Origin of the sequence: Pseudomonas sp. PDM05, assembly GCF_014851685.1 — a bacterium.
Taxonomy (GTDB): domain Bacteria; phylum Pseudomonadota; class Gammaproteobacteria; order Pseudomonadales; family Pseudomonadaceae; genus Aquipseudomonas.
Genome location: NZ_JACVAC010000007.1, coordinates 94,699 through 118,777, shown reverse-complemented (window position 1 = coordinate 118,777; position 24,079 = coordinate 94,699). Strand labels below are relative to the sequence as shown.

At 58.8% G+C, this 24,079-nt stretch carries 44 protein-coding genes; 21 read left to right on the top strand and 23 right to left on the bottom strand.

Translation table 11 applies throughout. The features are described 5' to 3' along the window. Nucleotides 1–189 precede the first annotated feature (189 nt). The 23 genes from IB241_RS27780 to IB241_RS15760 form a co-directional block, all read right to left on the bottom strand. Nucleotides 190–2,154: a tyrosine-type recombinase/integrase gene (locus tag IB241_RS27780; protein ID WP_192299230.1), complete on the bottom strand. Its 1,965-nt coding sequence runs from the start codon at nucleotides 2,152–2,154 to the stop codon at nucleotides 190–192. A gap of 226 nt (nucleotides 2,155–2,380) precedes the next feature. Further along, on the bottom strand, nucleotides 2,381–2,611 hold the full coding sequence (locus IB241_RS15865; protein WP_192299229.1) for a helix-turn-helix transcriptional regulator: 231 nt from the start codon (nucleotides 2,609–2,611) through the stop codon (nucleotides 2,381–2,383). A gap of 48 nt (nucleotides 2,612–2,659) precedes the next feature. Further along, nucleotides 2,660–3,133: a hypothetical protein gene (locus tag IB241_RS15860; protein WP_192299228.1), complete on the bottom strand. Its 474-nt coding sequence runs from the start codon at nucleotides 3,131–3,133 to the stop codon at nucleotides 2,660–2,662. A 39-nt stretch (nucleotides 3,134–3,172) separates the two neighbouring features. Next, the gene (locus IB241_RS15855; RefSeq protein WP_192299227.1) at nucleotides 3,173–3,346 is read right to left on the bottom strand and encodes a hypothetical protein; all 174 of its coding nucleotides are present in this window, start codon (nucleotides 3,344–3,346) and stop codon (nucleotides 3,173–3,175) included. Continuing rightward, the gene (locus IB241_RS15850) at nucleotides 3,343–3,576 is read right to left on the bottom strand and encodes a hypothetical protein (RefSeq protein ID WP_192299226.1); all 234 of its coding nucleotides are present in this window, start codon (nucleotides 3,574–3,576) and stop codon (nucleotides 3,343–3,345) included. The genes IB241_RS15855 and IB241_RS15850 overlap by 4 nt, the downstream gene beginning before the upstream one ends. 59 nt (nucleotides 3,577–3,635) lie before the next feature. After that, the gene (locus tag IB241_RS15845) at nucleotides 3,636–4,262 is read right to left on the bottom strand and encodes a hypothetical protein (protein WP_192299225.1); all 627 of its coding nucleotides are present in this window, start codon (nucleotides 4,260–4,262) and stop codon (nucleotides 3,636–3,638) included. 45 nt (nucleotides 4,263–4,307) lie between these two features. Then, nucleotides 4,308–5,033, bottom strand: a complete 726-nt coding sequence (locus IB241_RS15840; protein ID WP_192299224.1) for a hypothetical protein — start codon at nucleotides 5,031–5,033, stop codon at nucleotides 4,308–4,310. Then, nucleotides 5,030–5,275: a hypothetical protein gene (locus tag IB241_RS15835; protein WP_065927266.1), complete on the bottom strand. Its 246-nt coding sequence runs from the start codon at nucleotides 5,273–5,275 to the stop codon at nucleotides 5,030–5,032. The genes IB241_RS15840 and IB241_RS15835 overlap by 4 nt, the downstream gene beginning before the upstream one ends. Before the next feature lie 54 nt (nucleotides 5,276–5,329). Then, nucleotides 5,330–5,578 carry a hypothetical protein gene (locus IB241_RS15830; RefSeq protein ID WP_192299223.1) on the bottom strand — a complete coding sequence of 83 codons (249 nt, stop codon included), beginning with the start codon at nucleotides 5,576–5,578 and terminating at the stop codon, nucleotides 5,330–5,332. A gap of 69 nt (nucleotides 5,579–5,647) precedes the next feature. Then, nucleotides 5,648–6,250: a hypothetical protein gene (locus tag IB241_RS15825; protein ID WP_192299222.1), complete on the bottom strand. Its 603-nt coding sequence runs from the start codon at nucleotides 6,248–6,250 to the stop codon at nucleotides 5,648–5,650. Continuing rightward, nucleotides 6,247–6,864 carry a lambda exonuclease family protein gene (locus IB241_RS15820; protein WP_192299221.1) on the bottom strand — a complete coding sequence of 206 codons (618 nt, stop codon included), beginning with the start codon at nucleotides 6,862–6,864 and terminating at the stop codon, nucleotides 6,247–6,249. The genes IB241_RS15825 and IB241_RS15820 overlap by 4 nt, the downstream gene beginning before the upstream one ends. A gap of 8 nt (nucleotides 6,865–6,872) precedes the next feature. After that, entirely contained in the window at nucleotides 6,873–7,634 is a 762-nt protein-coding gene (locus IB241_RS15815) for an ERF family protein (protein ID WP_225595522.1), read from the bottom strand. Between the two features lie 10 nt (nucleotides 7,635–7,644). Next, complete coding sequence (locus tag IB241_RS15810; RefSeq protein ID WP_192299220.1) at nucleotides 7,645–8,748, bottom strand: hypothetical protein; 1,104 nt, start codon at nucleotides 8,746–8,748, stop codon at nucleotides 7,645–7,647. Nucleotides 8,749–8,908: 160 nt separating this feature from the next. After that, complete coding sequence (locus IB241_RS15805) at nucleotides 8,909–9,409, bottom strand: hypothetical protein (RefSeq protein ID WP_192299219.1); 501 nt, start codon at nucleotides 9,407–9,409, stop codon at nucleotides 8,909–8,911. Continuing rightward, complete coding sequence (locus IB241_RS15800; protein ID WP_192299218.1) at nucleotides 9,406–9,543, bottom strand: hypothetical protein; 138 nt, start codon at nucleotides 9,541–9,543, stop codon at nucleotides 9,406–9,408. Before IB241_RS15800 ends, IB241_RS15805 begins: the two co-directional genes overlap by 4 nt. Next, nucleotides 9,540–9,752: a hypothetical protein gene (locus tag IB241_RS15795; RefSeq protein WP_192299217.1), complete on the bottom strand. Its 213-nt coding sequence runs from the start codon at nucleotides 9,750–9,752 to the stop codon at nucleotides 9,540–9,542. The genes IB241_RS15800 and IB241_RS15795 overlap by 4 nt, the downstream gene beginning before the upstream one ends. Continuing rightward, nucleotides 9,749–10,039 carry a hypothetical protein gene (locus IB241_RS15790; protein ID WP_192299216.1) on the bottom strand — a complete coding sequence of 97 codons (291 nt, stop codon included), beginning with the start codon at nucleotides 10,037–10,039 and terminating at the stop codon, nucleotides 9,749–9,751. Before IB241_RS15790 ends, IB241_RS15795 begins: the two co-directional genes overlap by 4 nt. Before the next feature lie 19 nt (nucleotides 10,040–10,058). Next, nucleotides 10,059–10,319 carry a hypothetical protein gene (locus tag IB241_RS15785; protein WP_192299215.1) on the bottom strand — a complete coding sequence of 87 codons (261 nt, stop codon included), beginning with the start codon at nucleotides 10,317–10,319 and terminating at the stop codon, nucleotides 10,059–10,061. 21 nt (nucleotides 10,320–10,340) lie between these two features. Continuing rightward, the gene (locus IB241_RS15780) at nucleotides 10,341–10,604 is read right to left on the bottom strand and encodes a hypothetical protein (RefSeq protein ID WP_192299214.1); all 264 of its coding nucleotides are present in this window, start codon (nucleotides 10,602–10,604) and stop codon (nucleotides 10,341–10,343) included. Nucleotides 10,605–10,632: 28 nt separating this feature from the next. Further along, entirely contained in the window at nucleotides 10,633–10,920 is a 288-nt protein-coding gene (locus IB241_RS15775; RefSeq protein WP_192299213.1) for a hypothetical protein, read from the bottom strand. A 198-nt stretch (nucleotides 10,921–11,118) separates the two neighbouring features. Next, nucleotides 11,119–11,601 (bottom strand): DUF1566 domain-containing protein, encoded by a 483-nt coding sequence (locus IB241_RS15770; RefSeq protein WP_192299212.1) that lies wholly within the window; start codon nucleotides 11,599–11,601, stop codon nucleotides 11,119–11,121. A 416-nt stretch (nucleotides 11,602–12,017) separates the two neighbouring features. Further along, nucleotides 12,018–12,257, bottom strand: coding sequence for a hypothetical protein (locus tag IB241_RS15765; protein ID WP_192299211.1), 240 nt, complete (start codon nucleotides 12,255–12,257; stop codon nucleotides 12,018–12,020). Further along, a complete protein-coding gene (locus tag IB241_RS15760; RefSeq protein WP_192299210.1) occupies nucleotides 12,257–12,973 on the bottom strand; it encodes a S24 family peptidase in 717 nt (238 codons plus the stop codon). The genes IB241_RS15765 and IB241_RS15760 overlap by 1 nt, the downstream gene beginning before the upstream one ends. 89 nt (nucleotides 12,974–13,062) lie before the next feature. Here IB241_RS15760 and IB241_RS15755 point away from each other — a divergent pair, with 89 nt between their 5' ends. The 21 genes from IB241_RS15755 (at nucleotide 13,063) to IB241_RS15655 (ending at nucleotide 24,018) form a co-directional block, all read left to right on the top strand. Continuing rightward, complete coding sequence (locus IB241_RS15755; RefSeq protein ID WP_192299209.1) at nucleotides 13,063–13,251, top strand: Cro/CI family transcriptional regulator; 189 nt, start codon at nucleotides 13,063–13,065, stop codon at nucleotides 13,249–13,251. A 2-nt stretch (nucleotides 13,252–13,253) separates the two neighbouring features. Continuing rightward, a complete protein-coding gene (locus IB241_RS15750) occupies nucleotides 13,254–13,562 on the top strand; it encodes a CII family transcriptional regulator (RefSeq protein WP_192299208.1) in 309 nt (102 codons plus the stop codon). A gap of 2 nt (nucleotides 13,563–13,564) precedes the next feature. Next, nucleotides 13,565–14,353 carry a YdaU family protein gene (locus IB241_RS27520; protein WP_225595520.1) on the top strand — a complete coding sequence of 263 codons (789 nt, stop codon included), beginning with the start codon at nucleotides 13,565–13,567 and terminating at the stop codon, nucleotides 14,351–14,353. Further along, a complete protein-coding gene (locus tag IB241_RS15740; RefSeq protein WP_192299207.1) occupies nucleotides 14,350–15,063 on the top strand; it encodes a replication protein P in 714 nt (237 codons plus the stop codon). The genes IB241_RS27520 and IB241_RS15740 overlap by 4 nt, the downstream gene beginning before the upstream one ends. Next, nucleotides 15,060–15,530, top strand: a complete 471-nt coding sequence (locus IB241_RS15735) for a hypothetical protein (protein WP_192299206.1) — start codon at nucleotides 15,060–15,062, stop codon at nucleotides 15,528–15,530. Before IB241_RS15740 ends, IB241_RS15735 begins: the two co-directional genes overlap by 4 nt. Next, complete coding sequence (locus tag IB241_RS15730; RefSeq protein ID WP_192299205.1) at nucleotides 15,527–16,141, top strand: recombination protein NinG; 615 nt, start codon at nucleotides 15,527–15,529, stop codon at nucleotides 16,139–16,141. Before IB241_RS15735 ends, IB241_RS15730 begins: the two co-directional genes overlap by 4 nt. Nucleotides 16,142–16,143: 2 nt before the next feature. Beyond that, nucleotides 16,144–16,527: a hypothetical protein gene (locus IB241_RS15725; protein ID WP_192299204.1), complete on the top strand. Its 384-nt coding sequence runs from the start codon at nucleotides 16,144–16,146 to the stop codon at nucleotides 16,525–16,527. 10 nt (nucleotides 16,528–16,537) lie between these two features. Further along, complete coding sequence (locus tag IB241_RS15720; protein WP_192299203.1) at nucleotides 16,538–16,801, top strand: hypothetical protein; 264 nt, start codon at nucleotides 16,538–16,540, stop codon at nucleotides 16,799–16,801. Further along, nucleotides 16,801–16,971, top strand: coding sequence for a hypothetical protein (locus IB241_RS15715; protein WP_192299202.1), 171 nt, complete (start codon nucleotides 16,801–16,803; stop codon nucleotides 16,969–16,971). Before IB241_RS15720 ends, IB241_RS15715 begins: the two co-directional genes overlap by 1 nt. Nucleotides 16,972–17,250: 279 nt before the next feature. Continuing rightward, nucleotides 17,251–17,502 (top strand): holin, encoded by a 252-nt coding sequence (locus IB241_RS15710; protein WP_124525884.1) that lies wholly within the window; start codon nucleotides 17,251–17,253, stop codon nucleotides 17,500–17,502. Further along, the gene (locus IB241_RS15705) at nucleotides 17,499–17,969 is read left to right on the top strand and encodes a lysozyme (protein ID WP_192299201.1); all 471 of its coding nucleotides are present in this window, start codon (nucleotides 17,499–17,501) and stop codon (nucleotides 17,967–17,969) included. Before IB241_RS15710 ends, IB241_RS15705 begins: the two co-directional genes overlap by 4 nt. Then, nucleotides 17,966–18,193 carry a hypothetical protein gene (locus tag IB241_RS15700; protein WP_192299384.1) on the top strand — a complete coding sequence of 76 codons (228 nt, stop codon included), beginning with the start codon at nucleotides 17,966–17,968 and terminating at the stop codon, nucleotides 18,191–18,193. The genes IB241_RS15705 and IB241_RS15700 overlap by 4 nt, the downstream gene beginning before the upstream one ends. Nucleotides 18,194–18,219: 26 nt before the next feature. Beyond that, nucleotides 18,220–18,651 carry a crAss001_48 related protein gene (locus IB241_RS15695; RefSeq protein WP_192299200.1) on the top strand — a complete coding sequence of 144 codons (432 nt, stop codon included), beginning with the start codon at nucleotides 18,220–18,222 and terminating at the stop codon, nucleotides 18,649–18,651. Between the two features lie 2 nt (nucleotides 18,652–18,653). Then, nucleotides 18,654–19,106 carry a lysis system i-spanin subunit Rz gene (locus IB241_RS15690; protein WP_192299199.1) on the top strand — a complete coding sequence of 151 codons (453 nt, stop codon included), beginning with the start codon at nucleotides 18,654–18,656 and terminating at the stop codon, nucleotides 19,104–19,106. A 42-nt stretch (nucleotides 19,107–19,148) separates the two neighbouring features. Then, on the top strand, nucleotides 19,149–19,562 hold the full coding sequence (locus tag IB241_RS15685) for a hypothetical protein (RefSeq protein WP_192299198.1): 414 nt from the start codon (nucleotides 19,149–19,151) through the stop codon (nucleotides 19,560–19,562). Nucleotides 19,563–19,566: 4 nt separating this feature from the next. Continuing rightward, nucleotides 19,567–19,770, top strand: a complete 204-nt coding sequence (locus IB241_RS15680; protein WP_124525879.1) for a hypothetical protein — start codon at nucleotides 19,567–19,569, stop codon at nucleotides 19,768–19,770. Then, complete coding sequence (locus IB241_RS15675; protein ID WP_192299197.1) at nucleotides 19,767–21,359, top strand: portal protein; 1,593 nt, start codon at nucleotides 19,767–19,769, stop codon at nucleotides 21,357–21,359. Before IB241_RS15680 ends, IB241_RS15675 begins: the two co-directional genes overlap by 4 nt. Beyond that, complete coding sequence (locus IB241_RS15670; RefSeq protein ID WP_124525877.1) at nucleotides 21,356–21,595, top strand: hypothetical protein; 240 nt, start codon at nucleotides 21,356–21,358, stop codon at nucleotides 21,593–21,595. The genes IB241_RS15675 and IB241_RS15670 overlap by 4 nt, the downstream gene beginning before the upstream one ends. A gap of 2 nt (nucleotides 21,596–21,597) precedes the next feature. After that, a complete protein-coding gene (locus IB241_RS15665) occupies nucleotides 21,598–22,446 on the top strand; it encodes a hypothetical protein (protein ID WP_192299196.1) in 849 nt (282 codons plus the stop codon). 198 nt (nucleotides 22,447–22,644) lie between these two features. Beyond that, nucleotides 22,645–23,508, top strand: coding sequence for a phage capsid protein (locus IB241_RS15660; RefSeq protein ID WP_225595519.1), 864 nt, complete (start codon nucleotides 22,645–22,647; stop codon nucleotides 23,506–23,508). Between the two features lie 48 nt (nucleotides 23,509–23,556). Further along, a complete protein-coding gene (locus tag IB241_RS15655; protein ID WP_192299194.1) occupies nucleotides 23,557–24,018 on the top strand; it encodes a hypothetical protein in 462 nt (153 codons plus the stop codon). Nucleotides 24,019–24,079 lie beyond the last annotated feature (61 nt).

Sequence of the window (24,079 nt, the reverse complement as noted above, 5' to 3'; positions counted from 1 at the left end):
ATCATTTTGCCACCATATTGCTGGCGAAATGCCTCGGTTACGAGGAGCCATGGTGCCTCGCTATCAAGGCTGGATGACTGATAGCTATAGAGCATCCTGAAAAGATAAGTAAGAATTTGGCGTGCGATTTCCTCCGCATTGGAGTCTGTCTACAAACTAGATTTAGCTCTATCTATGGAGCTCTTGCTGTTAAAATGCATGAGCCTTTCGTCGCAATGCATCAATGATCGCATCCAGTCCATCTGAAATGATAAAAGGCTGTATTTGCGGAAGTTCATAGTTAAGTAGCTTTACGTAAGTTAACAATAAGTCCGCTTCGGCATCCTTCCTATAACGACCTGTAGTCTCTGTTGAACCTCTGATATGACCTGCCAGCTGAGCAATGATGTCAGACGGAACCCCTTGCTGGTTCAAAGCAGTAATGAAGTTATGTCTGAAAGAGTGGAAGGTTCGCTTGCCGTCACGGGGGACGAGTAACTGTTTGCCAAGGAAACGCTCGTTGAACCAACTCCCTGCTGGTTTACCGTAACCTTTAATTGCATCACGTTTGAGCTCTGGGAACAGGCGATTGTGGCCCGCCTTAGATAACGCTTTGACATAGGCCGGAAATCCTAACTCTATTACGTGAGGGTGAAGGGGGATGATTCGTTTGGAGTTGACAGTCTTTAAGGATTTATCTGAACCATCAGTAACGACGCAATCACGCACATCCGAATCCATTTTGTCAGGGGTGTCGAGATTGAAGTCAAGATAATACACTCCGGATTCGGAGAGTTTTATGTCGTCAATATAAAGTTGGCAGAGCTCATTTACTCTGCCGCCTGTGTAGAGTCCGAGCAATGGTAGCCAGTAGAAGTGAGGACGGAATTGATAGAACCTTCCTTGTTTGTTTCTTTCACCCGTTCCTGTTGAAAACCAAGGTGCAGAAAAGATCTTGTCAAGGTATACCTTTTCAAATAAGAAGCGATCATCTTGATTTCGGGTGGTTTTTTTCGATTTTTCAATTGCTCTTTTTGCCGGGTTTAGAGTGAGAATCATATTGTCGACCGCCCATGCGAACATACTCGACAGTGAGTCCATGTAGCGTTCAACACTCGCAGATGAAAGGCGAGTTTCTGCGTGTTCCTCGGCCATTGCGAGTAGCTGATTTGCGTCTTGGGTTTTATGGCGACGAGCAGCGCTATACCTATTTTCTGGCATTTTCCGAAGTTTTGCCTCGTAGTCCCAAATCAGTTGTCGGTTTAGAGTTCCCAATGGAGGGTCGTTCATGAGGTCTACAAATGCACCACATTGGGTAGCCATTCTCTTCTGCTGATCGGGTTTCCACTTGATTTTTTTCCTCGTCAAGAACTGATCCATTAAAGATGAAACGAGTTCTTTGGCACGATCCGATCTACAGCATTCATAAGGTAGTGATGGTGGAGCCGAGATGGTGGAAATGACTGCCGTTGGGGCTGAGGTGGATGCTAGTGGCGCGGCTTTGTCCACTAAGACTTTTACCCAAGGAGCCCTGATTCTTTCGGCCTGAATCTTTGTGATAAAAACCGAGCTGGTAGTAAACCGTATACCGGGTAGGTCACAGAAGGCTGCTGTCCGAGCATTTAGCTTGAAGCGAAACGCAGTTTCGTCGGAGTAACCACATTCAATTATATTTGCAATCGTATGGCTGCGATGGAAAGGTCTGAGGTGTCCAGTGAAGGTTTGCGGTATGCCCAACTCAAATGCACTGTCCAAGACAAAGCCGCCGGTATCTTCTTCCCTGTCCACTATTGTGTAATCGTCAACCCAATATATTGGATGGGCATTCAGCCTGCATACGATGGGAATTTTGTGGTTCAGGATCTCTCCAAGCACCAGCGCGGGCACAACCTCAAAGGTATCGCAAAAATCTTGGATGCTGATTAGCCCGGGTCCTGCTAGCAGAGGGCTCCCCTCAATCACCTTCGTCTCATTCACTTTTTTCAGCTCACTTATGCATGAATGCCATCGCGCCATTAGGTGCAATGCTACAGCCTTCGCTGCGCTGAGATCAGTGGTTCGGGTAGACGCGTGAATTTCTCTCTGACCCAATTGAAAGCGATAGCGAGCCGGGACGGTGATGCGAAGGACGTAGATTCCGCTCGAACGGCGGTAGAGGTTGTTGCGCTGCGTCACGTTGTAGGAGCCCTTTGTAGGAGGACTACGTGACTATCTCGCTTTCTACCCACTAGATTTCTAGGAAATCAATGAGTTAGAAGAGAGGTGGAGCGGGTAGAGGGCTTGTGACTCGCCAGTGTTTCCGGGGCCTGCAAGGCAGTTCGATGGTTTGCCATACACGCCACCATACAGTGTGTCTGGGGCTGTCGCGGATTGCGAAGCCCCTGCAGGGTGGGAGTGGTGGTTATTGATCGGTGCTGCCAGCTTGGTTACGCGCCGCCTTCTTGTCGGCGATCCACTGCTCGACCTCGACCGGATCGAAGCGGCAGCGGGCGCCGCGTGCATCGCTGCTTTTGATTGGCGCAGGGAACGTCTTGTCCCGCACCCGCAGCTTGTTCAGGCCCGACACGCTTTGCATGCCAAGCATCTTGATTACTTCGGCGTTGCCCACCAGGGCGGTGTGTTGATTTTGCACAGTTCTATCCTCGGCCGCTATTGCAGCTTGCATTGTAAGGGGGAGGGGTTACTTGGTGTTGAGGCGGGTTACTTCTTCGCGAATGACCTTTACGCAGTCCTCAGAATCCATCAGGTAGTCTTCCTTGGAAAGCCTGGCCTGCTCGGTCTCGATGGCGGTAATGAGTTGCTTAGGCGTCACCACCGCTACCGGCGCGGGCTGCTCGGCGTAGGCTCGCTCATACCCAGCTTTAAACCAAGGGAATCCAATGGGGAACATAGCGGGCGTAGCTGGATGGTTTTTGAACGTGAATTGCTTTGCATGCTCGCAGAAGGCGTGGACCATTCTTGACTCATTTGCCACCGGCTCGACCTGGGGCTTCCCGTCGATGCGGTACGACTCTGCAAGCTCGGCGCGCAGACTGGCGATCAGGTTCTGTTGCTGCTCGACGATCTCTTTCTGCTGATCGGCTACCCCCCTCCAGTTCACGCCGCCCCCCTGGGGCTGGGCGGCTTTGCGCAGATCGGCAATAGCAGCGGCCACAAGAACCTTGTTGCCTATCGAGGTGTTCGGCCACTGCGACTACTCCAGGGCATCCGCGATGGCGCAAGGCGTCACTGGTGCAGCAGGCGCATCCAGCAGGGCGCGCAGCTCAACGCATTCCGGCTCGTTTCCGAAGTGCCAGCGGGTCAAGTTGTTTAGGCGCACCAGTAGCTCACGCGATACCAGCACGCCGTCAATCGTTTGGTTGGTCATGGCTTGGCCTCGTCCGGGATTTGCGATTCCAGGGCGTGCAGCACGTTGCAAGTCGGCGCGTGAAGCTTCTGAACTTCGTCAGCCGCAAACTTATAGCACGCGTAATTCGCCTTATCGAGCGGGTCATCACTGCCAGCGTATTGAATGGCGTACATGCTAGCCATATCCCGCAGGCGCCTCGCCTCGTCGCAAATATGCTGTTGAAGCCCATTAGCAATGTCAGTTTTCATAAATCACCTCAGCAAATCAGTTGTGCCAGTGCCAGCAGGCACCAGCAGTAGGCGGGGAGTTACCCGATCAGGCGGTCATCGCTATCGCCACGCTCAACGCAAACCCCGTGGCAATACTCGCTGTCGCATTCGATGCACTTGTGGTCTGCTGGGAGCATCTGTGTTGACTTGGCGCACTTCGGACAAGACGGCTTACCGCCAACGCCAAACAGTTCTTCCGGCGTGTAGTCGCCCGCTTCAAGGAGTGCCCGGTCTTCGGCTGAAACCGTGCAGCACTCTGCTGGCTTGAGTGCTGCACGCATCGCCTCGATCACCCAATAATGCGGCTCCCAGTTGTTGGCTTCCTCGGGAAGGCATGGCATGTAGTTGTAGCGATGCACGCTGTTCAACGCCGCGTGTCGTGCAATCGCGATCAGGTCCTCATTGGTCAGAGCTTCCAGCCGATCCGCCCGCTCATCCGCTGCGGTCAGGCGCTGTTGCAGGGCGTCACGCTCGGCAACAAGGCGGGCGGTTGTATTGAGCCCCAAGGCCACAGTCTCTTGTCCGAGGACATTCAACTGTTCCAGCCGCGCAATGTATTCAACAGCGGCGTCATAGTCAGCCGCCATCACAACACTGAGCCGCCCCAGTGATTCACCCTCTACAAGCCCTGTTTCGGTTACGTGGTAACGCTTTACTTCGGACACAGTAATTTCCTTGCCGGGCCATGCCCGTGCGGTGGAGTGGGGGAGTTACAACGCCATTTCGGTCTGGGTTTCTCGCTGCCAGATAGGCGAACTGTTGTGCGACTCAATGCGGTCGGCGATGACGTTGGCGCGCTGGCCCGCAGTGGGCGGGGCGTACATTCCGAATCGGCTGATGCTCCCGCCATTAACCGCAGCGTTCGTGGAGTCGGCTGAAGCGAAGGGAAGGTGCTGGAAGATGGCAGGGTCGAGCATCCGCAACCCGTGCAGCCTACACATCGGCCGGCCCTGGTCGTCGCAGACAGCGTCCATCGCCGCGCCTATCCGCTTCCACCATGATCCAGTGCCCGGTGTAGCCCATTGCCCAGAACTGCCAAGGGCAACCGTTCGCCAACACCTTGCCAGCCGCTGCAGGCGCTCAGTCGATTCGTGTAAGTGCCAGACAGGCACGCCGCGAAGCTCCTCTGGCCACTGCCGAACAAGGTCGTCGTTGGCCTCTTCATCGCCGTCGATGACATCCGGAATGAGCGCCCAAGTGAAACCGGGGTGTCGATGCCAGTCTTCTACCCAGCGCGTGTAACCCTCGACGTCTACCTGCCCGCCCTTTTTCCATACCGTGAACGCGCCGTTATCGAAAACAAACGATTTGCACACATCGGCGACGATCCCAAGATCGTCCTTGCGTGGGAACGGCACCAGCGCGTGCCGGCCGGCCAGGAACTTTGCCGCATCCTCTCGCTTACCGCCGACAGGCGTGCCGTGGTAATGGATCATCCGCTGAGCCTCACTGTTTCGATCTCGACGCCCTGGTGGGTAGCAATGATGGTTTGGTCGCCGCCCAACGATTCGGCCAGGCGATCGGCGATCTGTTCATGCCAGCCTTTTTTAATCAGCGCGGTGGCTGCCCGGATATGTTCGACATGGATCATCGACAAGGATTTCAGCTCAAGGCGATAAACAATGGTTTCGCCGTCAGAAGGGCATACCGCGGCGAACGTGTGTCGATACGTGTTCATAGGGGATCCTCGCCGGCTGGCGTGATTGGTTTAAGTGGGAGTCACGACGGCATGTCACGCAATGCGAATATGCGCAGCCAGTTGCTCGTCGGTCATGCGGCCGGCGCCACGGATGAATCGAGAAATCAGGTCTTGCTCTTCGTCGATCCCGGTCCTGGCCATGACCCGTTTCAGCGCAGCGTCATCGTTGTGATAGAGCTTCGTGACGATCTGGCGAGACAGTAGGGCGGCTTCTTTTTCCGCCTGAGTCATCTTGTCCCGCTCGCGCTGTTCGCGTTTTCGTTCTGTGGGAGTCTTGGCCATGGCCTACCTCTTCTATTCCGCTGGCCGGGAGTGCCAGCCAGGTTTGACGTTTGCGTTGCTGGGTACGGGCTATGCGGCGCATGAGGTACTGCCGCGTCGTGCCTTCGGGTAGTCGATGCTGAACTTTGCCAGCAGCCGCTCCAGGGTCTTGTTTGAAATCGCAAGCCTCCCGCAGCACTGGCGCCGGGTGATGCCAAGCTCTTTGAATGCCTTTATGCGCTCGGCGTACTTTTCGTCGCGCTCCAGTAGCTGCTTTTGGCGTTCCGGCCCGTTGTACCCGCCGTGATTTGTTCTTTTGAACTGGAAGCCGAACTCTTTCGACATACTCAGGAGCGTGCGCCGACAGATTCCCAAGGCATGCATCACCTCTGTCTGGGTGTGCGTCGGCGCCATTGCCATCACCTGCTCGGCCTTCTTCCTGCGAGCCTCTAAGCGCATATCGACGAGATCTGACGGCTCGACAGGTAGCGGCACAGCCTCTACCCGACGGCGAACAAATGGCTTTGGCGCTGGTGGCATTTGGTTGCTGTAGGTGATGGGCTTGGGCTTGTAGCCGATCGGTTCGGCTACTTCGATCTTGCCGCCGGCCGCCAGGTACTGCTCGACCTGGGAGGCCAGTTCGGCCGATGCTGGCCGTAGCGCCTCGACCAGGCTTAGGTGGTTGCTGATCATGCTGCGATCCCCAGCACCTGATTCATGCGCTCGTCGAGGATTTCGTAGAAGGTCTTAACCCGCTCGGTGATTTTTCGAATCATCGCTTCATCGCGGTAAGCGCGCTTGATGAACAGCGGCATACCGGGCCAGTAGCAAACAAAGTCGATCCACTCGCGTTCCGAGACCCACAGGCCGCCCTGGCACTGGGCGACGTGTTCCTTGGGGATCTCTCCGGACAGGATCACTTCGACCTGGAATTTCGGCAGCTTGGTTTTGATTTCCGTCAGGCCCTTGGCCCCCACCAAAGAGTCAGGCGAATAGCCGGCCCCGTGGTTGAGGATGATTGCCACCTGGTTGGTTTCGACTTCCTCGCGCTGCTCGTACAGCTTGCGGGCGACACCCTCCAGCTCGTGGCCACGCTCGGTGTGGCGGTTGCCCGTGAACGGGTCGGCAGCCTCGCCGGTGATGCGCTCGCCGATCAGCGTGTGCATGTAGGTGAAGGCGCCGACACCGAAACCTGCCTCGCCTTTACCGTTGGTAAGCAGACATTCCAGCTCGGAGCAGGTGACGATACCCAGGCGCAGGGCTAGCCATTCCGGCGAACCCTGCTCAACTTCTGTGATGATTTGCATGGCCATGATCAATTCCCCTGCTGCGCCGCCTTGGCGGCCTTTGAGATTGAGTTGTTGAGGCCGGCTACTACGCCGTCAAACGCTAACTTCGCAATCTGGCCTGGGTCGCCGTACATCTTTTCGAAGTTGGCGTGGACAGCCTCACTGCATTTATCCAGAAGTGCCTGAACCTGCCGCGCCTGGGCTGGCGTGACCAACTGATCGGTTGGCTCTACATAGCCATCGTTGTCGTTGTCGTCGCCGCTGGTGATGTTCAGCAGGGCGCACATGACATAGCGCTTGCCGTAGGTGGTGGTTGAGCCTACCGACTGCACAGCGCTGCGCCCGGCGCCGGTATCAAGCGGGAGGATCATGGTCGTTTCTTCGCGGTGACCGGCCTTGTGCATCAGGATGCCGGTAATGCTCACACCGGCAGCCTGGTTGATGATCTTGAACGACACGCCAAAACCAAACTTGGCCATGACCGGGCGCACCGCGAAGTTGATGTCGTCCAAGTCGGCATACATCTTCTTGGTGTGCGTGTTTTCGGTTCGCTTCTCAACAGAGGGCATTTCGCATTGCATTTCGGCGAACGAAGCGTTGAAGGCCTCAAGTGCGCTTTTGGCTTCCATGCGGTCTTGAAGCGCGATCAGGCGCTCCAGCTTATCCATGTCGCAGCGAGGGTCGAGGGCAAGCCGACTGATCGTCGATAGCATGCTGATTTCTTGCCCCTGCTGATTGAGCGCAACAGACTGGTGCCGTTCTTCCGGCATGATGATGTCGGTGGACATGCTGAATACCTCAGAATTGAATGGATACGTTCGGCACTTCGCCGCGGGCGATCTTGAGGACGATGGCCTTGGCCAGCTCTTCGCTGATGTTCATGCCGATCAAAGCCTGCTTGGCCTCTCCCAGGATTTTCGACTTGTGCGCTACGTCGGCCTGGCGTTCCTGCTGCTGGCGCAGAATTTCGTCGGCCGCTGCATCGGCGCGGGCCTTCTCGTCTTTGCGCGCCTGCTCAACTGCTGCCGCTTGGCGTTCGGCGGCGGCAACTTGCTCGCGTTCGGCGCGCTGTTCGGCTTCGATCTTCTCGCGCTTCGCCTGTTCGGCCTGGCGTTCGGCTTCGGCGGCCTGCAGTTTCAGGTCGTTCTCGCGCTTCTCGGCGGCGGCCTGCTCATCACGAACACGCTGCGCTTCGGCATCACGAACAAGCTGGGCACGCGCTTCGGCTTCGCGGGTGGCCTGCTCGGCGGCTTCGCGGGCAATTCGATCCTCGTTGTCCTTCTTGTCACGGGCTTCCTTCTCCAGGCGAAGGCGGGTCAGTTCGGCCTGTTCGGCTTCGTACTTGGCGCGCTCGGAATGCAGGGTGCGCAACTTCGACAGGGTCTGGTCTTTCACCTGGGCGGCTTCGGCCAGGAACTCTTCCCAGGTCTCGTTAATTTCTACCAACTCAAGGTCGGCAATGATCTGGGCGACATGGGCGGCGGCCGGTGTTGTATCGAAAACAGCCAGATCCTTGATGCCCTGAATCCCGTCAACATGCTTGTCTTTGCGGGCCTGCTCGGCCTCCTCCCAGTCCGTCAGCGGCTGCCGGGTGGTATCGCGCAGGTTGTCCATCTTGGTCACGAAGTCGCGCAGCTCGGCTTCCACCACCTTTGGCATCTCCTTGAGACGGCGAAGGTAGTCACGGCCCGGCTTTTCCACGGCTGCTTTCGACTTACTGACAGTGGCAGCCAGGGAAGCAATGCGCTCGCGGCCCTTGCGGGTGGTCAGGTCGGGCACCTCGCCGGTAACCTCGGCCTTCACTGCGTCGAAGAACTGACCCAGGCCACCGGCAACGTAAATGGCCGGAGCGTTGTCGACGCTGATGTCGTCGATGGTGATTACTTGCTGTTTCGCGGACATGGCGATACTCCCGCGCCATCCTTGCGGGGCGCTTTGTAGTGTTTTTAGTTGGTGATCAGGCCGCCAATGGCTGGGCCCAGTAGAACGATGGTGAGGAAGGTCAGGCCAACGATGGCCGACAGAGCGCGGATGGCGCGGCGCCGGTGCCGCTGGTGGGTGGTCATGGCGCTGGCTGCTTGCGGTAGCCGGCGTCGTAGATCAATCCCGCCTGATGGTATTCGTTGGAGTTTCCGCGGCTGGTGATCAGGATGTCGCCGATCGCCATGACGACTCGCTGACGCTCATCCGCCGCGATCTGGTCGGGCGTTCGGAGGGGGCGGAACCGTTTCGGGTTGTCTTCCTGGCGCCATCCATCAGTAAAATCTACAAAGACAAAGTTTCTCCAAGAGCCAAAGATCTTGACCTCTGACCATTCGTTGTATTGGTGCGCGCCCAAGTACTCACACACCGTACCAACAGGCGGCAGGCCATTACCGGGCCATGGGCGACGCTCAACAACAGAGAAGTCCTTCAGAGAATACGAATTCTCTTTGAATGGATGGCAGGGTGGATTGTAGATTCCTTGAAAGCAGTAACCAGAATCGCAAATCCAAGCGAGGCTTATATTGTGTTTTCCGACTGCGGTTGCCCAGGCCGGCGCCTTACTCCAATCAATGCTCATGACACCCTCGCAATCAGCATGCCGCGCCGCTGAGTGATGCGAACCCGCGATGGCAGGTCAGCGACCAAAGAAAAGCCCTGACGGTGCAGGGCTTGTTTAAGTGCTTCGTGGTTTCGAGCGATGATTGCGATCATGCTTCCCGTCCTTGCCGGCGCTCGTAAACACGGTGCAGGCGTTCGGTGTAGTAGGCATCCTCGGTGGCGTCGATCACGCCAAGGGTGCGGAAGATGAGTAAGGCGGTGTTGGCCGAAGCCTTGACCGCGACAGCGCTGCATTCGGGATCAATCACGCGAGTAATGAACCCTTCAAGCATGCCAACGGCCAAATCGTGCTGGCTGCTCATGCTGCCCACCGTCTTTCCCGGCGCTTGAGGGCGTCAATCTCGACCCACAGCGCAATAACGATCGGTGTGTACAGCTGATGGGCCAGCACCGGCAGCTGATGGCCAGGTACATCCATCGGGATGCCGTCATCGTCGTAGCAACGGCCCGACACCAGCTTGAATTCCAGTTCCCGCTCACCCTGTGCGTCCCAGTCGCTGTTCCAGCTTTCGGGGCAGGGCGGGTCATCTGCGAGGACGTTTACCTCCACCTGGAGGACAAACCCCTCAACAACTATTTCGTGTTCCATGGTCGCCTCCAGGGTGGCGTTAGTCGTAGTAGTCCTGATCGGCCAAGTACTCGGAATGCTCGTTTACAAGCCACTCCTCCATCGAGGCAATCTCGGATTCAGTCATGAAGCTGGTGTCGTCTTTCGACTCCCAGTTGATTTCGCAATGTCCGAAGTACTCATCGGGATCGGCGGCTTGTGAGCTGAAATTGCCTTTTCGAGCCGAGAAATATGCGACGGTCAGGTTGATGGCAATGTCCTCGCCATCCTTGACCGTCCAGTATTCGTAAGTGCGGGCCATGGCGACCTCCAGTGTTTGGGGTTAGGCGGAACGGGCGGCGAGCATTGCGTCGGCCATCTGGTAGGCGCACACGGCAACACCTTCGTTGATGCTGTCCCAGCCATCCGCTTCAAAGTAACCATCAGCGAATGCTGTCCAGGCGGTCGGGAGAGCCTTGGCCGCGAAGTAGTCGCGCAGGCTCATGCCGGACAGGTCACGCTTCGTTTCGGCGACTGTCTTCGGCTCAAACACCATGTGGTCGTAGTCCGCGACCGGGAAGGCTGGGCCTCCGTCTTCTTTGCTCATGACTCTCTCCATTCGTTGGTTCACCCGGTTAGGCAGCGTCGGCTTTCGGCTTGTCTTTGTCGTACTTCTCGCCGCAGAACATGCAGTAGTTGGCCTGCATGCTCATGGACTGCTTCTTATCCTTCATCACGCCAGCCCTGTTCGGAGCCTGATAGGTGATGTCGATCGGCATCACTTGGCGGGACATCATCACCCCGTCGCCGAGCATGATTGCGTAGCCAGTCAGGCGCGCACTCAGGTTCTTGTGGCCTTCTGGCAGTTGGGCTGGCAGCGCCTCAAGCAAGCGGCGCTCTGTATTCTGTCTGCAATCGCACATTGCTGATTCCTCAGTGGTTGGTTCACCTGTATTCGTCAACACTCATTCCTCCCGCTGGTTGCCGATGGGCGCGGGGTGAGTGCTGACGTAATAGAGGTGGGGAAGGGTGCAGGCGCCGAGCGCTACCTCGGACGCTTCTGGTCTGACTACGGATGTTCGTAGGCCCAGGAATCACCTGCATGAAAAGCAATAAATGAATTACTGAATGAATCTGCGGACGGGGCGGACACGGAGCTCGAAGTCCTTGCCGTTGAGGTCCTGACTGCCATCATCGAAGTCCATGACGAATGCGATGTGGGCTGAGCGCTGCGAACTCGACCACACCCAGCCGGCCAACTTGCCATTCAGGTTCAGCCAGATCTCGTACAGCTCGGCGGCGGCGGGCAGGTAGAAGTCGGCGTGGCCGTCGGCTTCGTGCTTGTGAGCTGCGATGGCGGCCGGGTATTCGCCGCCCGACTCGATCAGCGCCAGAGTGTTGGCTCGGCCGTCGATCAGGCTGGTGGCCGGCGACTCGTCGCCATACTGACCCCACTCCGCACGTTCCAGATCATCACCCAGGATCAGGTGGTAGCCCTCGGCGCCGTTACGGGCCGGGATGAATCCGGCGTAGATGCCGCCCTGACCAGGCCAAACAGCGCCGATCTCAGGGATGGTGATTTGTGCTTGTTCTGCTGCTTGCATGGGTTATTCCTCGTCGGGGATGTTCGTTTGATTTCCCGTCAGGCCCTCTTGCGAAGGCCTGCCAGTGAAATCTGTTGTCTCCACCACGCGCATCGCCCGATTCATATCTCTGGCCAGGTCACACATTTCGTGGACGGTGTTCTTCCCGGCTGGCTTGCGTGGTTTCGCGTACTCACATGAGGGAGTACGGCAGCTATCCAGAGGCTGCATGGGCGGCGGTTTAGCTTCTTCCGACCCAGGTAATGGCCTGGGTACGTCGCGGGGGTCACGTCTGGTTGTTAAAGAGCGGTGCCGCATATGCAAGCCGACTTGCATTTATAAAAGCATGCTTGTACTTCATATGCAAGTGCCCTTGTGTTTATTTCTTCTGGACGAAAAAAAGCCCGCTCAGTGGCGGGCTCGTTTTGCGTGGTGGGTTATTGAGGGCTCAGCTCACGCGTACAGCCAAATCCGGCGATATCCGAATTGGTGCAGTAGAACGTTTTGCCCCGGCAGGTCGCAGTCCAGGTGTAGGCAGTCCACCCCATATCCTGATCTTTGATTAGCGTTTCCGCTTTCGGGCAGCCGATAGAGGCGGATGTCATCGATACCAGATCGGACTGGGTGGCGCATCCAGTCAGCAGCGCAGCCACGGCAAGGGCAAAAAGCTTTTTCATTATAGCTTCCTCGCGTTCCAGGCCAGCAGCACGCGGGCGTGAATGATCATGTCCGTCAATTCGACGCCCTTGATGTCGTAGGGCGGGAAAGTTTCGTTGTCCGAAATCATGCGCAGCATCTTCGGCAGGCGTTGCAGGCGCTTGATGTAAAGGTGTCCCTCAAGGGTGAACACGTAGACCCCATCTACTACGACCTCATTGACACCCTGGTCAACGATCAGTGGGTCTCCGCTGGAGAACGTCGCCCCCATGCTCTCGCCAAACCCGGTGATCACCGACAGGTTGTCGCCGTGGGTATAGGTGATGCCCTGTTCCCGCAGGTATTCGGTGCGCACGGTGATGTTGCGCACGGTCTCGATGTATTCCTTTGGCAGAACCTGGCCGGGGCCCATTGACGCGACAACGTCATATTGAGGGATCAGCAGTTCGTCTTCCTTACGGTGCTGCGTGAAGTCGCCCAGCACTACGTTATCCATGGTACGCCGCCTCGGTGGTTCGCCAACGCCATCCAGCAGCCAATCGACCGTTGTGTCCAGTCCACGGGCCAGCGCCAGCAGGTTGTGGTTTTTGATATTCCCCGTATCACCGGCATACCACTGGCGCACAGCTTCGTAGCTAACGTCGCATGTGGTCGCGATCAGCCGCTTTACGCCACGTACGCCGGTTTCAGGCTTCCGTGCCAATACAAGTTTCGTCATTCGATCAGTGATGTTCATTCGCCAAATCTACAAGTTCGCTTGTCAAGCATGCTTGCTTATTAGATACAAGCATGCTTGAATTTGGCGTAACAGCATTGGAGGTGCCTATGAAACGCCAAACAGCGATTGATTATTACGGCTCCATCCCCAAGCTCGCCCGCGCTCTCAAAATCACTTATGAGGCTGTGCGGCAGTGGGGGGATGAAGTCCCAGAGTTACGTCAGTACCAGCTGGAAAAGCTCACCAATGGAGAACTGAAGCCAGGCAATAAAAGCCAGTCTCAGTCGGCGGCCTGACCATGCCAACGAGCCCATTAAGCCAAGAGCAGACCGTAAGGGCCCGCAAGAACTACGCGGTTCTCATGCAGCAGCTTGCATCGGTCGGCAACGCGCCGGTCGCGCTTGCAGTTGGTTGCGACGAAGCAACGATCAGCCGGATGAAGCCCGAGAAGTTCGAGCAGTTCTGCCAGATCCTGGCGGTTCTCGACTTGAAGGTGGTGCCGAAGGCCATGCAGTGCTTTGACAAGCGGGACATTGAAACCCTTCTGCATCAGGCCAAGCGGTACATGGAACTGATCCAGAACGTTGATCAGTTGCAGGAGGAATAGTCATGGCCGCACTCCCATACATGCAGCTGTACGTCGCCGATTACCTGGCTGACACGATGCACCTGACCACCGAGGAACACGGCGCGTATCTGTTGCTGATCTTCAATTACTGGCAGACCGGAAAGCCAATCCCGGTGTCTCGGCTTGCCCGAATCGCACGCTTGAGTAACGACCGTTGGACGGACGTTGAACGCTCGTTGAACGAGTTCTTCAACGAGCGTGATGGCGAGTGGGTACATGAGCGCATTGAGCGCGATCTTGAATCGTTGCACGCAACGCAGGCTCAGCGTATCGCCGCTGGAAAGGCGTCAGCAGAGGCGCGCAAGAATGCCGCAAAGTCGCAACCTAAAGCCTCCCGCAACGCCCGTTCAACGCCCGTTGAAATTTCGTTGAACGAAAACCCAACGAATAAAGAAGAGAAGAGAAGAGAAGAGAATATACAAGATCAAAAGCCTGTCGCTCCCGCTCCCTCGCCGGCGAAGTCACGCAAGTTCGACCCGCTCACCGTCAAACCCGCCAACGTCACCGAAAAGGCCTGGGCCGACTGGTGCCAGCACCGCCGCGAAATCCACAAGCCCCTGACCGCCAAGAGCTGCGAGCAGCAGGCCAAGGCGCTGGAGGGGCACGTCAACCCGGAACAGGTCATTGCCAACTCGATTGCCGGTGGCTGGAGCGGACTATTCCCTGACAAGGTCACCGACAACGTTCGCCAATTCCAGCCACGCCGCCAAGGCAACGAGCCTGACTTCGACAGCACGGCCTGGGCCAACGGCCTTCTGGTGAACCCATGAAGCCAGTCAGCCAGCTGTTGGCGACCCTCGGCAACCTGCCGCCGGCCGTCCAGTCCGAACCGATTCAGGTCACGCCGCAGACCGCCGAGGTGGTCAACGAGCTTTTCCGCCGACTGCGCGGGATCTTCCCGGCATGGCGCCAGGCCTGGCCATCCACCGAAGCGCTCGACGCCGCCAAGGCCGAGTGGATCAAGGAATTCGCAGACGCCGGTATTCGCTCCCTGGAGCAGATCGAGTTCGGTATCCAGAAGTGCCGCAAGCTCAAGAAGCCCTTCGCACCGAGCGTGGGTGAGTTCATCGCCATGTGCATCCCAGGCCCGGAAGACTTCGGCATGCCCGCACCGGCTGACGCTTGGATCGAGGCGCTGATGGGCGTGTACAGCCACGACGCGGTGAAGCTCGCCGCTGAAGCCACCGGCATTTTCGACCTGCGCAGCGCCAAGCAGGAAGACAAGGGCCTGCGCGCCAGGTTCGACCGCAGCTACGAAATCATTCTGCGCCGCGCCCAGATGGGGCAGCCCCTCGACGGGAAGATCGCCACCGGCATCGGTCACGACGGCCAGAAGTCCGAATTCGAACTCGCCAACGAACTGGCCGACCAGCAAACCCAAGACCGAATCATCCAGCAGGGCATCCCGACTGACGGCAAATCGGCGCGTGCGCTGCTGCTGGCCCAGTTCGGCAAGAAAACCGGGGAGCAACGGACATGACCGACAAGATCAGCGTGAACAGCGCCAGTAAGCTTTCCGAGGCCATCACCGCGCTTACCGCGATGTACCGCGAGAAGAAATTCGTTGTGGTCTCCCTTCGCCCGGGAAAGGACCGCACCCTTGACCAGAACGCCCTGTGGTTCGCCCTGTACCAGCGTATCGCCCAGATGACCCAGATCGGCGACGTGGAAGACGCCCGCAAGTACTGCAAGCTGCACTTCGGCGTGCCGATCATGCGCAATGCCGACGCCGACTTCCGCAACGGTTGGAACCGGATGTTCCTGCACCTGGACTACGAAACCAAAATCGAGCTGATGGGCCCTTGCTCGATCTTCGGTCCGGACGGCTTCCCGGTGACTCGCCTGTTCAACCGTGCCCAGGGCATTGCGTACACGGACCAGATCGTCGCCGAGTTCACCGCCAAGGGCGTGTTCTTCTCCGACCTGTTGGGCGAGGTGGCAGCGTGATCACCAAAAAGCCCCGTCCGAAGAAGTGCAAGAACCCCGCATGCGGCGAGAAGTTCGTGCCCGCCATCAGCTTCCAGAGCTGGTGCAAACCTGACTGTGCCGTGGTCATCGCCCGTGCACGGCAAGAGAAGTCCCGAAAGGCCCTGGCAGAGGTAGGCAGGAAGGAGCTACGAGCGGCCAAGGAGCGCTTAAAGCCAAAGGGCCAGTACATGCGTGAGGCTCAGGCCGCGTTTAACGCCTGGATACGCGCAAGAGACGCCGCCCGTCCGTGCATCAGCTGTGGCCGTCACCATGAAGGCAAGTACGACGCTGGCCATTACCGCACCGTGGGTAGCAATCCCGCTCTGCGCTTCGAACCACTCAACTGCCACAAGCAGTGCGTCCCGTGCAATCAGCACAAGTCCGGCGACATCGTGAACTACCGAATCAACCTCGTGTACCGCATTGGCCAGGCCCAAGTCGATTGGCTGGAAGGTCCGCACGAACCACAGCGCTACACCATCGACGACTTGAAGGCGATCAGGGCCAAGTACAAAGCGATGGTGAAAGAACTGCAGGGGGAGGGTGCGACAACTCACTCTGTCTCGCGCGCGCACGCGTTTGGAGGCTGACCATGCGAACCCAGGCCCACCCCAACCAATTGGATTTGTACCTTCCACCAGCAGAGCCGGTCGTGTCTGCGCGGGAAGGGGTTGTGGTTGCTCGCCTGGTCATTCCTGCGCGGCAGACAGCCAGGTCGCAGCCCAAGACGGAAAAACGCGTCGATTGGTTCAAGGTGATCACCGGCCTGACCAATACGGGTTACTCACTGAACACCGTGTCAGCCGCCGTCGGTGTTGCACGCACAACGCTGATTGGCTGGAAGCAGGGCGCCGAACCTCGATATACCGAGGGGGAGCGCCTTGTGTCGTTTTGGTCCCAGGTCACTGGCCGGGATCGTTCAAAGCTGCCCATGGTCGCCGTCGGTGACTGGTGGGCTTATCACTCCAAGGCTTGAGGGAATACCGATGCTTACCTACGAAATGCAAGGCGCAATTGTCCAGCTCTCCGACGCCGCGAACCGCGCCAGGGATAGTGGTGGCTGCGCACTGGCAGACAAGTTGACCGCCGAGGCCGAGAAGCTGTTGAAGCTTGGCGCCGGCGTAACCTTTGAAGAGTGGATTGCTCCGCGCAATTACAACCTGGAGCGTTACGAGGGCGCCTACGTCAGTAAGATTACGCAGGAATTCCATGAATGCTGGGTGGCTGCTGGCGGGCAGGCGGTGGCGTAATGGGCATCAGCATGAAGAAGTTCAGCCGCATGACGCCGGAGCAGTTGGCCAAGTACCGGAGCAACGTGATGCGCCTGCATCGCGGTCTGTTGCTGGCGCACGTCATCGGCTTGAGCTGTGTGTGTTTGTTCGGCGTGGGCCTGCTGGCCTACCACATGGTGACATCATGAGCGTCCGTTTCATCTGTCGCCGCTGCCACAACGCGTATAGGGCTGGGCAGATGCATGGCTCCATGTGCCCGGCATGCGTTCGCGAAGTATCTGAGGCTGCGCGTCAGGAGAAAGCCAAGACCGCGCTCGCTGATGATCTGGTGCGCGGCGACACACCAAATAGTCGGGATTCCGACACCTGACCCCGACGACTCTTACGGTCATCGCAGCCCAGCCACTCGCGCTGGGCTTTTTTTTGACCCTGGAGGCGACATGAAGCATCCAGTCAGGAGTAACAGCATGGCCAACCCTGCGCCGGAGAGCATCGTTGAGGTAGTCGGCGCATCAGTTGCCAGCAAGGGCATGATCACCGGCGGGGCCGTTGGCTTCGTTGGTTGGTTGTCCCAGGTGAACTGGATAGGCATGACCGGTGTGGCAGTTGCAGTGCTGGGCCTGGTGATCAGCACGTACTTCCAGATCCGCAAGGACCGCCGCGAACACGCCGAAAGCCAAGCCCGGCTCCAGGCCCTTCGCGATCAGTGCAAGGTATGAGCCCACTCAAGCAACGGATCCTCGCCGCGTCACTCGCTGGTGCCACTGGTATGGCTGGTGTGCTGGTCTCCAACTTCGAAGGCCGCAGCCTGGTGGCCTACCTCGACCCGATTGGCATTCCCACCATCTGCGAAGGCGTTACCCGTGGTGTGCGTCTGGGCCAGACCAAGACCCCGGCGCAGTGTGATGCGCTGTTGCAGGCTGAACTGTCCATCGCCATGGCCGGCGTTGACCGCAACGTCACCGCGCCACTCACCGAGACCCGCCGCGCCGCCCTGGCATCGTTCCTCTACAACGTCGGCGAACCACAGTTCAAGGCATCCACCCTGTTGCGCAAGCTCAATGCCGGCGACGCACGCGGCGCCTGTGCCGAGTTGAGCCGCTGGGTCTATGCCAAGGGCAAGAAGCTGTCCGGCCTGGTCAATCGCCGGGCCGCTGAGCGTGAGTTGTGCGAGGTTGGGCTGTGAGCCGCAAGCAGCCCTACACCCAATGCAAGCTGTACGTCGATGGCGCCGACGGCATTCAGGTCGGCGACTACATCACCACGGCCGCCGGCTCTGCGTATCTGGTTCAGACGCTCCGACTGAATCGCAACCGGCCAGAGCGCAAGCACATGGACTGCCTGCGGTGGCCTATGGCCCAGATCCCCGATGACGCGAAGTGCTACCAGATGACCTGGTACGCACGATGAATAACCAACCCCGAGAGGCATCACCCATGACTAAGCACTTCATCGGCACCAAGATCGTCTTGGCACTAGCAATGACCCGTCTCGCCTACAACGACTACCGAGGCTGGGCACTGCCTGCCGACGAGAATGGCGCCGATGACGGCTATCTGGTCGAGTACACCGATGGTGGCGCGCCCAACCATCCTGACCATGCCGGATACGTCAGCTGGTCTCCCAAGGCGCAGTTCGACGCGGGCTATGTGTCGGTTGGTGAAGTCGGTCACCTGCCTCCGCACCAGCAGCGCGTGATTGCCGAGCGCGAGCAGCTGGCCGACCGCATCCAGAAGCTGGAAGCCTTCCTGCACACCGATCTGTACGCCAGCCTTCCCGACGACGAGCGTCAGCTGCTCAAGATGCAGGCTGATGCGATGGTGCTGTACCTGGGCATCATCAACACCCGCACTTCGAAGTTCGCCTGACCATGGGCGCCGTGGCTCGCTATCTCGTCGCAGGCCTTGCCATGGCGCTGGTCCTGGCGCTCTGGCGTCTGGACCACATCAGCACAAGCCTGGACACCGCAACGGAGCGTGTAGGCGTGCTGGAGGCCGCCAACGCATCACGCAAGGCCACCCAGAAGCTGCTGACCCAACTGGACACCGACAACACCAAGGTACTCACCGATGCTCAATCCCAGAACAAAGCCCTGCTTGCTGGTGTTGGCACTGGCGCTCAGCGGCTGTCAGTCCCAGCCCGCTGCCCCGTCGTGCGAACCGGCCCAGGCCCCAGCCGCGTGGATGGTGCAGAAGCGCGAGCCGAACTTGACCCAGCGCCTGCTCAACGAATTGTCGCCGTCGCCACAGACGGAGACGAAGCAATCATTGCCTTGAACAGCCTGATTGATTGGGTCAACACCGCCTGCCTCCCTCGCAAATAGTCGGGAACCCGACAGCCCGCCCCATTGATTCTGGCCTCCTCGTTGATCACCAACCAGCCCGAGGCCAGTCCAATGCCAGCTCCAGAACTCACCGTCCAGACCCCAGGCGATCCGCTCGCCAACACCACCACTACCACCACCAGCACGGATACGGCGACCGACACCACCGCGCCGCCGCTCTACGTCGCCAAGCACAAGGGCGCGGGCAAGTGGATTGCCGTCACCAACGACGAGAAGGCCGAGCAGGTCGGTGACTTCGTTGGCGACAAGGCCACGGTCATTCCCGAGGTCGAGCGCCTGAACGCTGGTGGCGAGCCCCTGGTGCTGGACCCGCAGCGGCTGAACGAGCCGAAGCCCGCCACCACGACCACCACCAGCATCGACGCAACCACGCTCGCTCAGGCGGTCATGACGCCCGAAGGCTGGTTGTGCCCTGAGCCCAAAGCAAAGGACTGACACCATGGGAAGCAAGCCAAAGGCACCAAAGACCGTTGCCACGCCTGATCCTGCTATCGAGGCGCAGAAAGCCGCCGACCTGGCAGCCCAGAAGGCCAACGAAGAAACGGCCACCCGCAAGAAGCGCAAGCAGGAGAGCAGCTTGCTCTCTACTGGCGGCGCGGCGGGTAGCGTCCTTGACCAGGGCAAAAGGACACTCGGCGCATGAATGCAGACCAGATCGCCAAAACGCTGAGCACATTGAAGTCTCTCCGCTCGCCGCATGAGTCGGTCTGGCGCGATTGCTTCGATCACAGCTACCCGATTCGGGGTAGTGGCTTTTGCACTGAGCAGATCACCGCCATCGAAGCGCAGATGCGTAAGGCGCGGATGATCGACGGCACCACCACGGACGCGGCCCGGATTCTGTCGTCTGGGATCATGTCGGGCCTGACCCCGGCCAACTCGCTGTGGTTCGGCATGGACGTTGGCCAGGAAACCGAGGAAGAGCGCCGCTGGCTGGACGACTCGGCCGACATCCTGTGGCAGAACATCCACGCATCCAACTTCGACGCGGCCGCCTTTGAGGGGCTGATTGACGTTGTGTGCGCTGGCTGGTTTGCCCTGTACATCGATCAGGACATGGAGAAGGGCGGCTTCACCTTCGATCTGTGGCCCATCGCGAGCGTGTATGCATCCGCATCCAAGGCCGGGGGCAAGATCGACACCGTGTATCGCGAGTACAAGCTGACGGCTGAACAGGCGGTCAACGAGTTCGGCGAACAGAACGTCAGCGATGCCACCCGCAAGCTGTCCAAGGACAAGCCGCAGGAAATGGTTCGGTTCGTCCACGCCATCTACCCGCGCACCACCCACATGGTCAACGCCAAGCTGGCGAAGAACATGCCCATTGCATCGTGCAAGGTCGAGGTCGAGGCCAAGCACCTGGTGAGCGAGTCGGGCTATCACGAAATGCCTGTTGTCGTGCCGCGCTGGATGATGATCCCGGACAGCGTGTATGCAATTGGCCCGGTGTTCGATGCCTTGCCTGATGCGCGCACCCTGAACGAACTGTGCCGGATGGACCTGGCAGCCGGTGACCTGGCCATCGCCGGCATGTGGATTGCCGAAGACGACGGCGTGCTGAACCCGCGCACCATCAAGGTGGGGCCGCGCAAGATCATCGTGGCCAACTCAGTGGACAGCATGAAGCCGCTACAGAGCGGGTCAAACTTCCAATACGCAGAGACCAAGATCCAGCGCTTGCAGGGCTCTATCCGCAAGATCCTGATGGCCGACCAGCTCCAGGCCCAGGACGGCCCGACGATGACCGCGACCGAGGTGCACGTGCGGGTCAACCTGATCCGTCAGTTGTTGGGCCCTGTGTATGGCCGGCTCCAAACCGAGTACCTGCAACCGATGATCGAACGGTGCTTCGGCATCGCTTACCGCGCCGGCGTGCTGGGCGTTGCACCTGAGTCGCTTGCCGGTCGCAACTTCACCGTGCGCTACCTGTCGCCGCTGGCCAGGTCGCAGAAGCTGGAGGAAGTGACGGCAATCGACACGTTCATCCAGGGCGCGCTGGTCATCGCTGCAACCGATCCGACGGTTATGGACAACATCGACATGGATGCGGCCCAGCGATTCAAGGGAGAGGCGCTTGGCGTGCCTGGCTCAGTCATCCGCAGCTCAGCCGACAGGGACAAGATCCGCGCAGACCGTGCCCAGGCCCAGCAGGCGGCCATGGAGCAGGAGCAGCAGCAAGCAATGATGCAGCAGGCCGGTGAAGCCGCATTGAAACAAGGAGCTGCAGCATGACCCCCGAGCAGATCGACGCGATGTTCAAGCGCGTATTCGAGGACCACCACGAAGGCCGCATCGTGCTGGAGCTGCTGATTCAGCGCTTCGCCAAGAACGCCTGCACCGTCGGCGGCATCGACGCAATTCTCACCACGTACAAGCAGGCCGGGGCCCGTGAAGTCCTCGACCACGTTGTAAACCGCATCAACCGCGCCAACGGCGTCCAAGCCGATCCCAACGAGCAAGAGGAATAACGATGAACATGTTTATCCATGGCCGCCTGGGCCACTTCTACATGGCCGAAACTGGCGAGGGTGGCGACCCGTCCACCCCGGCAGCGCCTGCGCAAGCCCCAGCGCCTACTGGCTCCGTTCTGGATAGCGGCGCCAACACCACCGACTTCATCCCCGAGAAGTACCGCGTGGTCAAGGAAGACGGCTCGCTGGACCTCGACCAATCCAGCCGCAAGCTGGCCGAGTCCTACAAGCACCTTGAGACCCGCCTGGGTTCTGGCGACGTGCCGCCCAAGACCGCCGAGGAATACGCGGTCAAGCTGGAAGGCGTCGAGGGCTTCAACTGGGATGAATTCAAGGCCGACCCTGACACGCAGTCGTTTTTGAAGGGCGCGCACGCCAAGGGCCTGACCAATGACCAGGTCCAGTACGTGATCGGCGAGTACATGAAGGCGGCGCCCGGCCTGATCGAGGGCGCCGGTCAACTGAGTGTTCAGGACTGCACTGCTGCGCTCAAGACTGTTTGGGCTGACGACCAGTCCATGACTACCAACATTCAGTCTTCGTTTCGAGCAGCCAACGCGTTCGCCAGTGAGCCGGGCAAGCCGGGCAACTACGCGGCACTGAATGCGAAGTTCGGCACAGACCCGGACTTCATCGCCTTCACCGCCAACATCGGCAAGGAACTCAAGGAAGACAGCGCCATCAATGGCGGCGCCCAGGTCAGCGAGGCGGATTTTGCTGTGAAGACATCCGAGCTGCGTAGCCAGTTGCAGGCGTTGCCCGTACACGATCCGAAGCGTAAAGGCATCCAGGCGCAACTGGACGGCATGTACAACCAGAAGTTCGGCAAGCCTCAACCCCGCCTGTAATCCATGCATCAAATAGTCGGGAAACCGACACCCCCCATGCACAAACATCGCAGGCATCCCAGCAATGGGCCGGCCTGCGATGGCACGCAGACACCCGGAAAGCCCCGAGGCGCAGCAAAGCCGATGCACGCCAGGTAATACCGGCCCGCGATGCGGACACCCGGCAGGCAATCCCTTATCTGCATTGGAGTGCACCGCATGTCCCAGCAAATCACCGAAGCCTTTGTTCAGCAGTTCGCTGACAACTTCATGCATGTCGCTCAACAGGCCACCTCCCGCCTGGAATCGACTGTAACCCTCGAACCAAACATCGTCGGCATGTCCAAATCGGTTAACCGCCTTGGTCAGCGCACCGCGACCCGTCGCACCCAGCGCCATGGCGACACCCCAATCAACGACCAACCGCACAGCACCCGGTACGTGGACCTCTACGACTGGGAAGACGGCGACATGGTCGATGACCAAGACAAGATCCGTATGTTGGTTGACCCGACTTCGGACTACGTCAAGGCAATGGTGTCCTCGCTGAACCGCGCCAAGGATGACGTGATCATCAGCTCGCTAGGTGGCAGTTCCCGTGCGACCACTGGCGGCATCATCCTGCCGGCCTCCCAGAAAATTGCCGTCGGCGGTACCGGCCTGACCAAGACAAAAATCATTCAGGCGAAAAAAATGTTCCGCCTGAACGAGGCTGACGAGGAAGGCGGCGAAGAGCTGTTCATGGTTTATCACGCCCAGGCGCTGAACGACATTCTGGCAGACACCACCCTTACATCCGCTGACTTCCTGGCGGCCCAGATGCTCCAGAGCGGAACGCTCAAGGGCAAGTGGATGGGCTTCACCTGGGTTCCGTCTGAGCGCCTGCCGAAATCCGGCGCCACTCGCTTCTGCTACGCATACGCCAAGTCCGGCGTGGTGCTGGGTACCGGCGCGGACATCCAGCGCAACGTTGGCCCAGATCCAGGCAAGGGCTTCAACGTGCGTATCTACGCGAAAATGTCCATCGGCTCTGTGCGGGTGGAAGAAGAGAAGGTAGTGGAAATCGCGGCCAACGATCCGTAAGGGTCGCTGGTTTCGCCTTCTTCCCCCATTGATTCAGGAGCTTTCAACATGGCAACAGTTCTCGCAAGTCTTGCGGCGGCCCGAGTGGCCTTCCCGCAAACCCTGGTTAAACCGAATCTGCAAGGCGCAGACATTCAGGTTTTTGTCAGCACCTACACCGTGCCTACTGGTGGGCTGGCTATCGCCGATGTGATTTCGTGGGGTTACCTGCCACTCGGTGCGCGCCTGATGCCTGGTAGCGCCATCTTCTGCGCTGCTGGCACCGCATCTTCGACAATCAACCTGGGCGACCCTGTCGCGCCGGCCCGCTACATGGCAGCCGCATCCGTTGCCACTGCCGCCAAGCTGCCAGCCGAAGCCCAGTTCACCAACGGCGCATTGGCCGAAGTGACCGTGGTCAAGCCTGGCGATGCAACCGATACCAGTGAGTTGCGCTCTGTTGTTGCCGGTGCCGGGTTGCCAGCCGGTCAGGTCATCACCTTGGTTGCTCTGTACGCCGGTCAAAACTGATTTCACAGGCCGCCAAGGATGGCAAATCATTTACCGGGGCCGCGCGCCCCGGTCTTTTTAT

Bases quoted from the DNA above. Each gene is read 5' to 3' on its own strand.
- IB241_RS15855 (WP_192299227.1), bottom strand. From the start codon at position 3,346: ATGACCAACCAAACGATTGACGGCGTGCTGGTATCGCGTGAGCTACTG.
- IB241_RS15850 (WP_192299226.1), bottom strand. From the start codon at position 3,576: ATGAAAACTGACATTGCTAATGGGCTTCAACAGCATATTTGCGACGAG.
- IB241_RS15840 (WP_192299224.1), bottom strand. From the start codon at position 5,033: ATGATCCATTACCACGGCACGCCTGTCGGCGGTAAGCGAGAGGATGCG.
- IB241_RS15835 (WP_065927266.1), bottom strand. From the start codon at position 5,275: ATGAACACGTATCGACACACGTTCGCCGCGGTATGCCCTTCTGACGGC.
- IB241_RS15830 (WP_192299223.1), bottom strand. From the start codon at position 5,578: ATGGCCAAGACTCCCACAGAACGAAAACGCGAACAGCGCGAGCGGGAC.
- IB241_RS15825 (WP_192299222.1), bottom strand. From the start codon at position 6,250: ATGATCAGCAACCACCTAAGCCTGGTCGAGGCGCTACGGCCAGCATCG.
- IB241_RS15820 (WP_192299221.1), bottom strand. From the start codon at position 6,864: ATGCAAATCATCACAGAAGTTGAGCAGGGTTCGCCGGAATGGCTAGCC.
- IB241_RS15815 (WP_225595522.1), bottom strand. From the start codon at position 7,634: ATGTCCACCGACATCATCATGCCGGAAGAACGGCACCAGTCTGTTGCG.
- IB241_RS15810 (WP_192299220.1), bottom strand. From the start codon at position 8,748: ATGTCCGCGAAACAGCAAGTAATCACCATCGACGACATCAGCGTCGAC.
- IB241_RS15805 (WP_192299219.1), bottom strand. From the start codon at position 9,409: ATGAGCATTGATTGGAGTAAGGCGCCGGCCTGGGCAACCGCAGTCGGA.
- IB241_RS15800 (WP_192299218.1), bottom strand. From the start codon at position 9,543: ATGATCGCAATCATCGCTCGAAACCACGAAGCACTTAAACAAGCCCTG.
- IB241_RS15795 (WP_192299217.1), bottom strand. From the start codon at position 9,752: ATGAGCAGCCAGCACGATTTGGCCGTTGGCATGCTTGAAGGGTTCATT.
- IB241_RS15790 (WP_192299216.1), bottom strand. From the start codon at position 10,039: ATGGAACACGAAATAGTTGTTGAGGGGTTTGTCCTCCAGGTGGAGGTA.
- IB241_RS15785 (WP_192299215.1), bottom strand. From the start codon at position 10,319: ATGGCCCGCACTTACGAATACTGGACGGTCAAGGATGGCGAGGACATT.
- IB241_RS15780 (WP_192299214.1), bottom strand. From the start codon at position 10,604: ATGAGCAAAGAAGACGGAGGCCCAGCCTTCCCGGTCGCGGACTACGAC.
- IB241_RS15775 (WP_192299213.1), bottom strand. From the start codon at position 10,920: ATGTGCGATTGCAGACAGAATACAGAGCGCCGCTTGCTTGAGGCGCTG.
- IB241_RS15770 (WP_192299212.1), bottom strand. From the start codon at position 11,601: ATGCAAGCAGCAGAACAAGCACAAATCACCATCCCTGAGATCGGCGCT.
- IB241_RS15765 (WP_192299211.1), bottom strand. From the start codon at position 12,257: ATGAAAAAGCTTTTTGCCCTTGCCGTGGCTGCGCTGCTGACTGGATGC.
- IB241_RS15760 (WP_192299210.1), bottom strand. From the start codon at position 12,973: ATGAACATCACTGATCGAATGACGAAACTTGTATTGGCACGGAAGCCT.
- IB241_RS15755 (WP_192299209.1), top strand. From the start codon at position 13,063: ATGAAACGCCAAACAGCGATTGATTATTACGGCTCCATCCCCAAGCTC.
- IB241_RS15750 (WP_192299208.1), top strand. From the start codon at position 13,254: ATGCCAACGAGCCCATTAAGCCAAGAGCAGACCGTAAGGGCCCGCAAG.
- IB241_RS27520 (WP_225595520.1), top strand. From the start codon at position 13,565: ATGGCCGCACTCCCATACATGCAGCTGTACGTCGCCGATTACCTGGCT.
- IB241_RS15740 (WP_192299207.1), top strand. From the start codon at position 14,350: ATGAAGCCAGTCAGCCAGCTGTTGGCGACCCTCGGCAACCTGCCGCCG.
- IB241_RS15735 (WP_192299206.1), top strand. From the start codon at position 15,060: ATGACCGACAAGATCAGCGTGAACAGCGCCAGTAAGCTTTCCGAGGCC.
- IB241_RS15725 (WP_192299204.1), top strand. From the start codon at position 16,144: ATGCGAACCCAGGCCCACCCCAACCAATTGGATTTGTACCTTCCACCA.
- IB241_RS15720 (WP_192299203.1), top strand. From the start codon at position 16,538: ATGCTTACCTACGAAATGCAAGGCGCAATTGTCCAGCTCTCCGACGCC.
- IB241_RS15715 (WP_192299202.1), top strand. From the start codon at position 16,801: ATGGGCATCAGCATGAAGAAGTTCAGCCGCATGACGCCGGAGCAGTTG.
- IB241_RS15710 (WP_124525884.1), top strand. From the start codon at position 17,251: ATGGCCAACCCTGCGCCGGAGAGCATCGTTGAGGTAGTCGGCGCATCA.
- IB241_RS15705 (WP_192299201.1), top strand. From the start codon at position 17,499: ATGAGCCCACTCAAGCAACGGATCCTCGCCGCGTCACTCGCTGGTGCC.
- IB241_RS15695 (WP_192299200.1), top strand. From the start codon at position 18,220: ATGACTAAGCACTTCATCGGCACCAAGATCGTCTTGGCACTAGCAATG.
- IB241_RS15690 (WP_192299199.1), top strand. From the start codon at position 18,654: ATGGGCGCCGTGGCTCGCTATCTCGTCGCAGGCCTTGCCATGGCGCTG.
- IB241_RS15680 (WP_124525879.1), top strand. From the start codon at position 19,567: ATGGGAAGCAAGCCAAAGGCACCAAAGACCGTTGCCACGCCTGATCCT.
- IB241_RS15675 (WP_192299197.1), top strand. From the start codon at position 19,767: ATGAATGCAGACCAGATCGCCAAAACGCTGAGCACATTGAAGTCTCTC.
- IB241_RS15670 (WP_124525877.1), top strand. From the start codon at position 21,356: ATGACCCCCGAGCAGATCGACGCGATGTTCAAGCGCGTATTCGAGGAC.
- IB241_RS15665 (WP_192299196.1), top strand. From the start codon at position 21,598: ATGAACATGTTTATCCATGGCCGCCTGGGCCACTTCTACATGGCCGAA.
- IB241_RS15660 (WP_225595519.1), top strand. From the start codon at position 22,645: ATGTCCCAGCAAATCACCGAAGCCTTTGTTCAGCAGTTCGCTGACAAC.
- IB241_RS15655 (WP_192299194.1), top strand. From the start codon at position 23,557: ATGGCAACAGTTCTCGCAAGTCTTGCGGCGGCCCGAGTGGCCTTCCCG.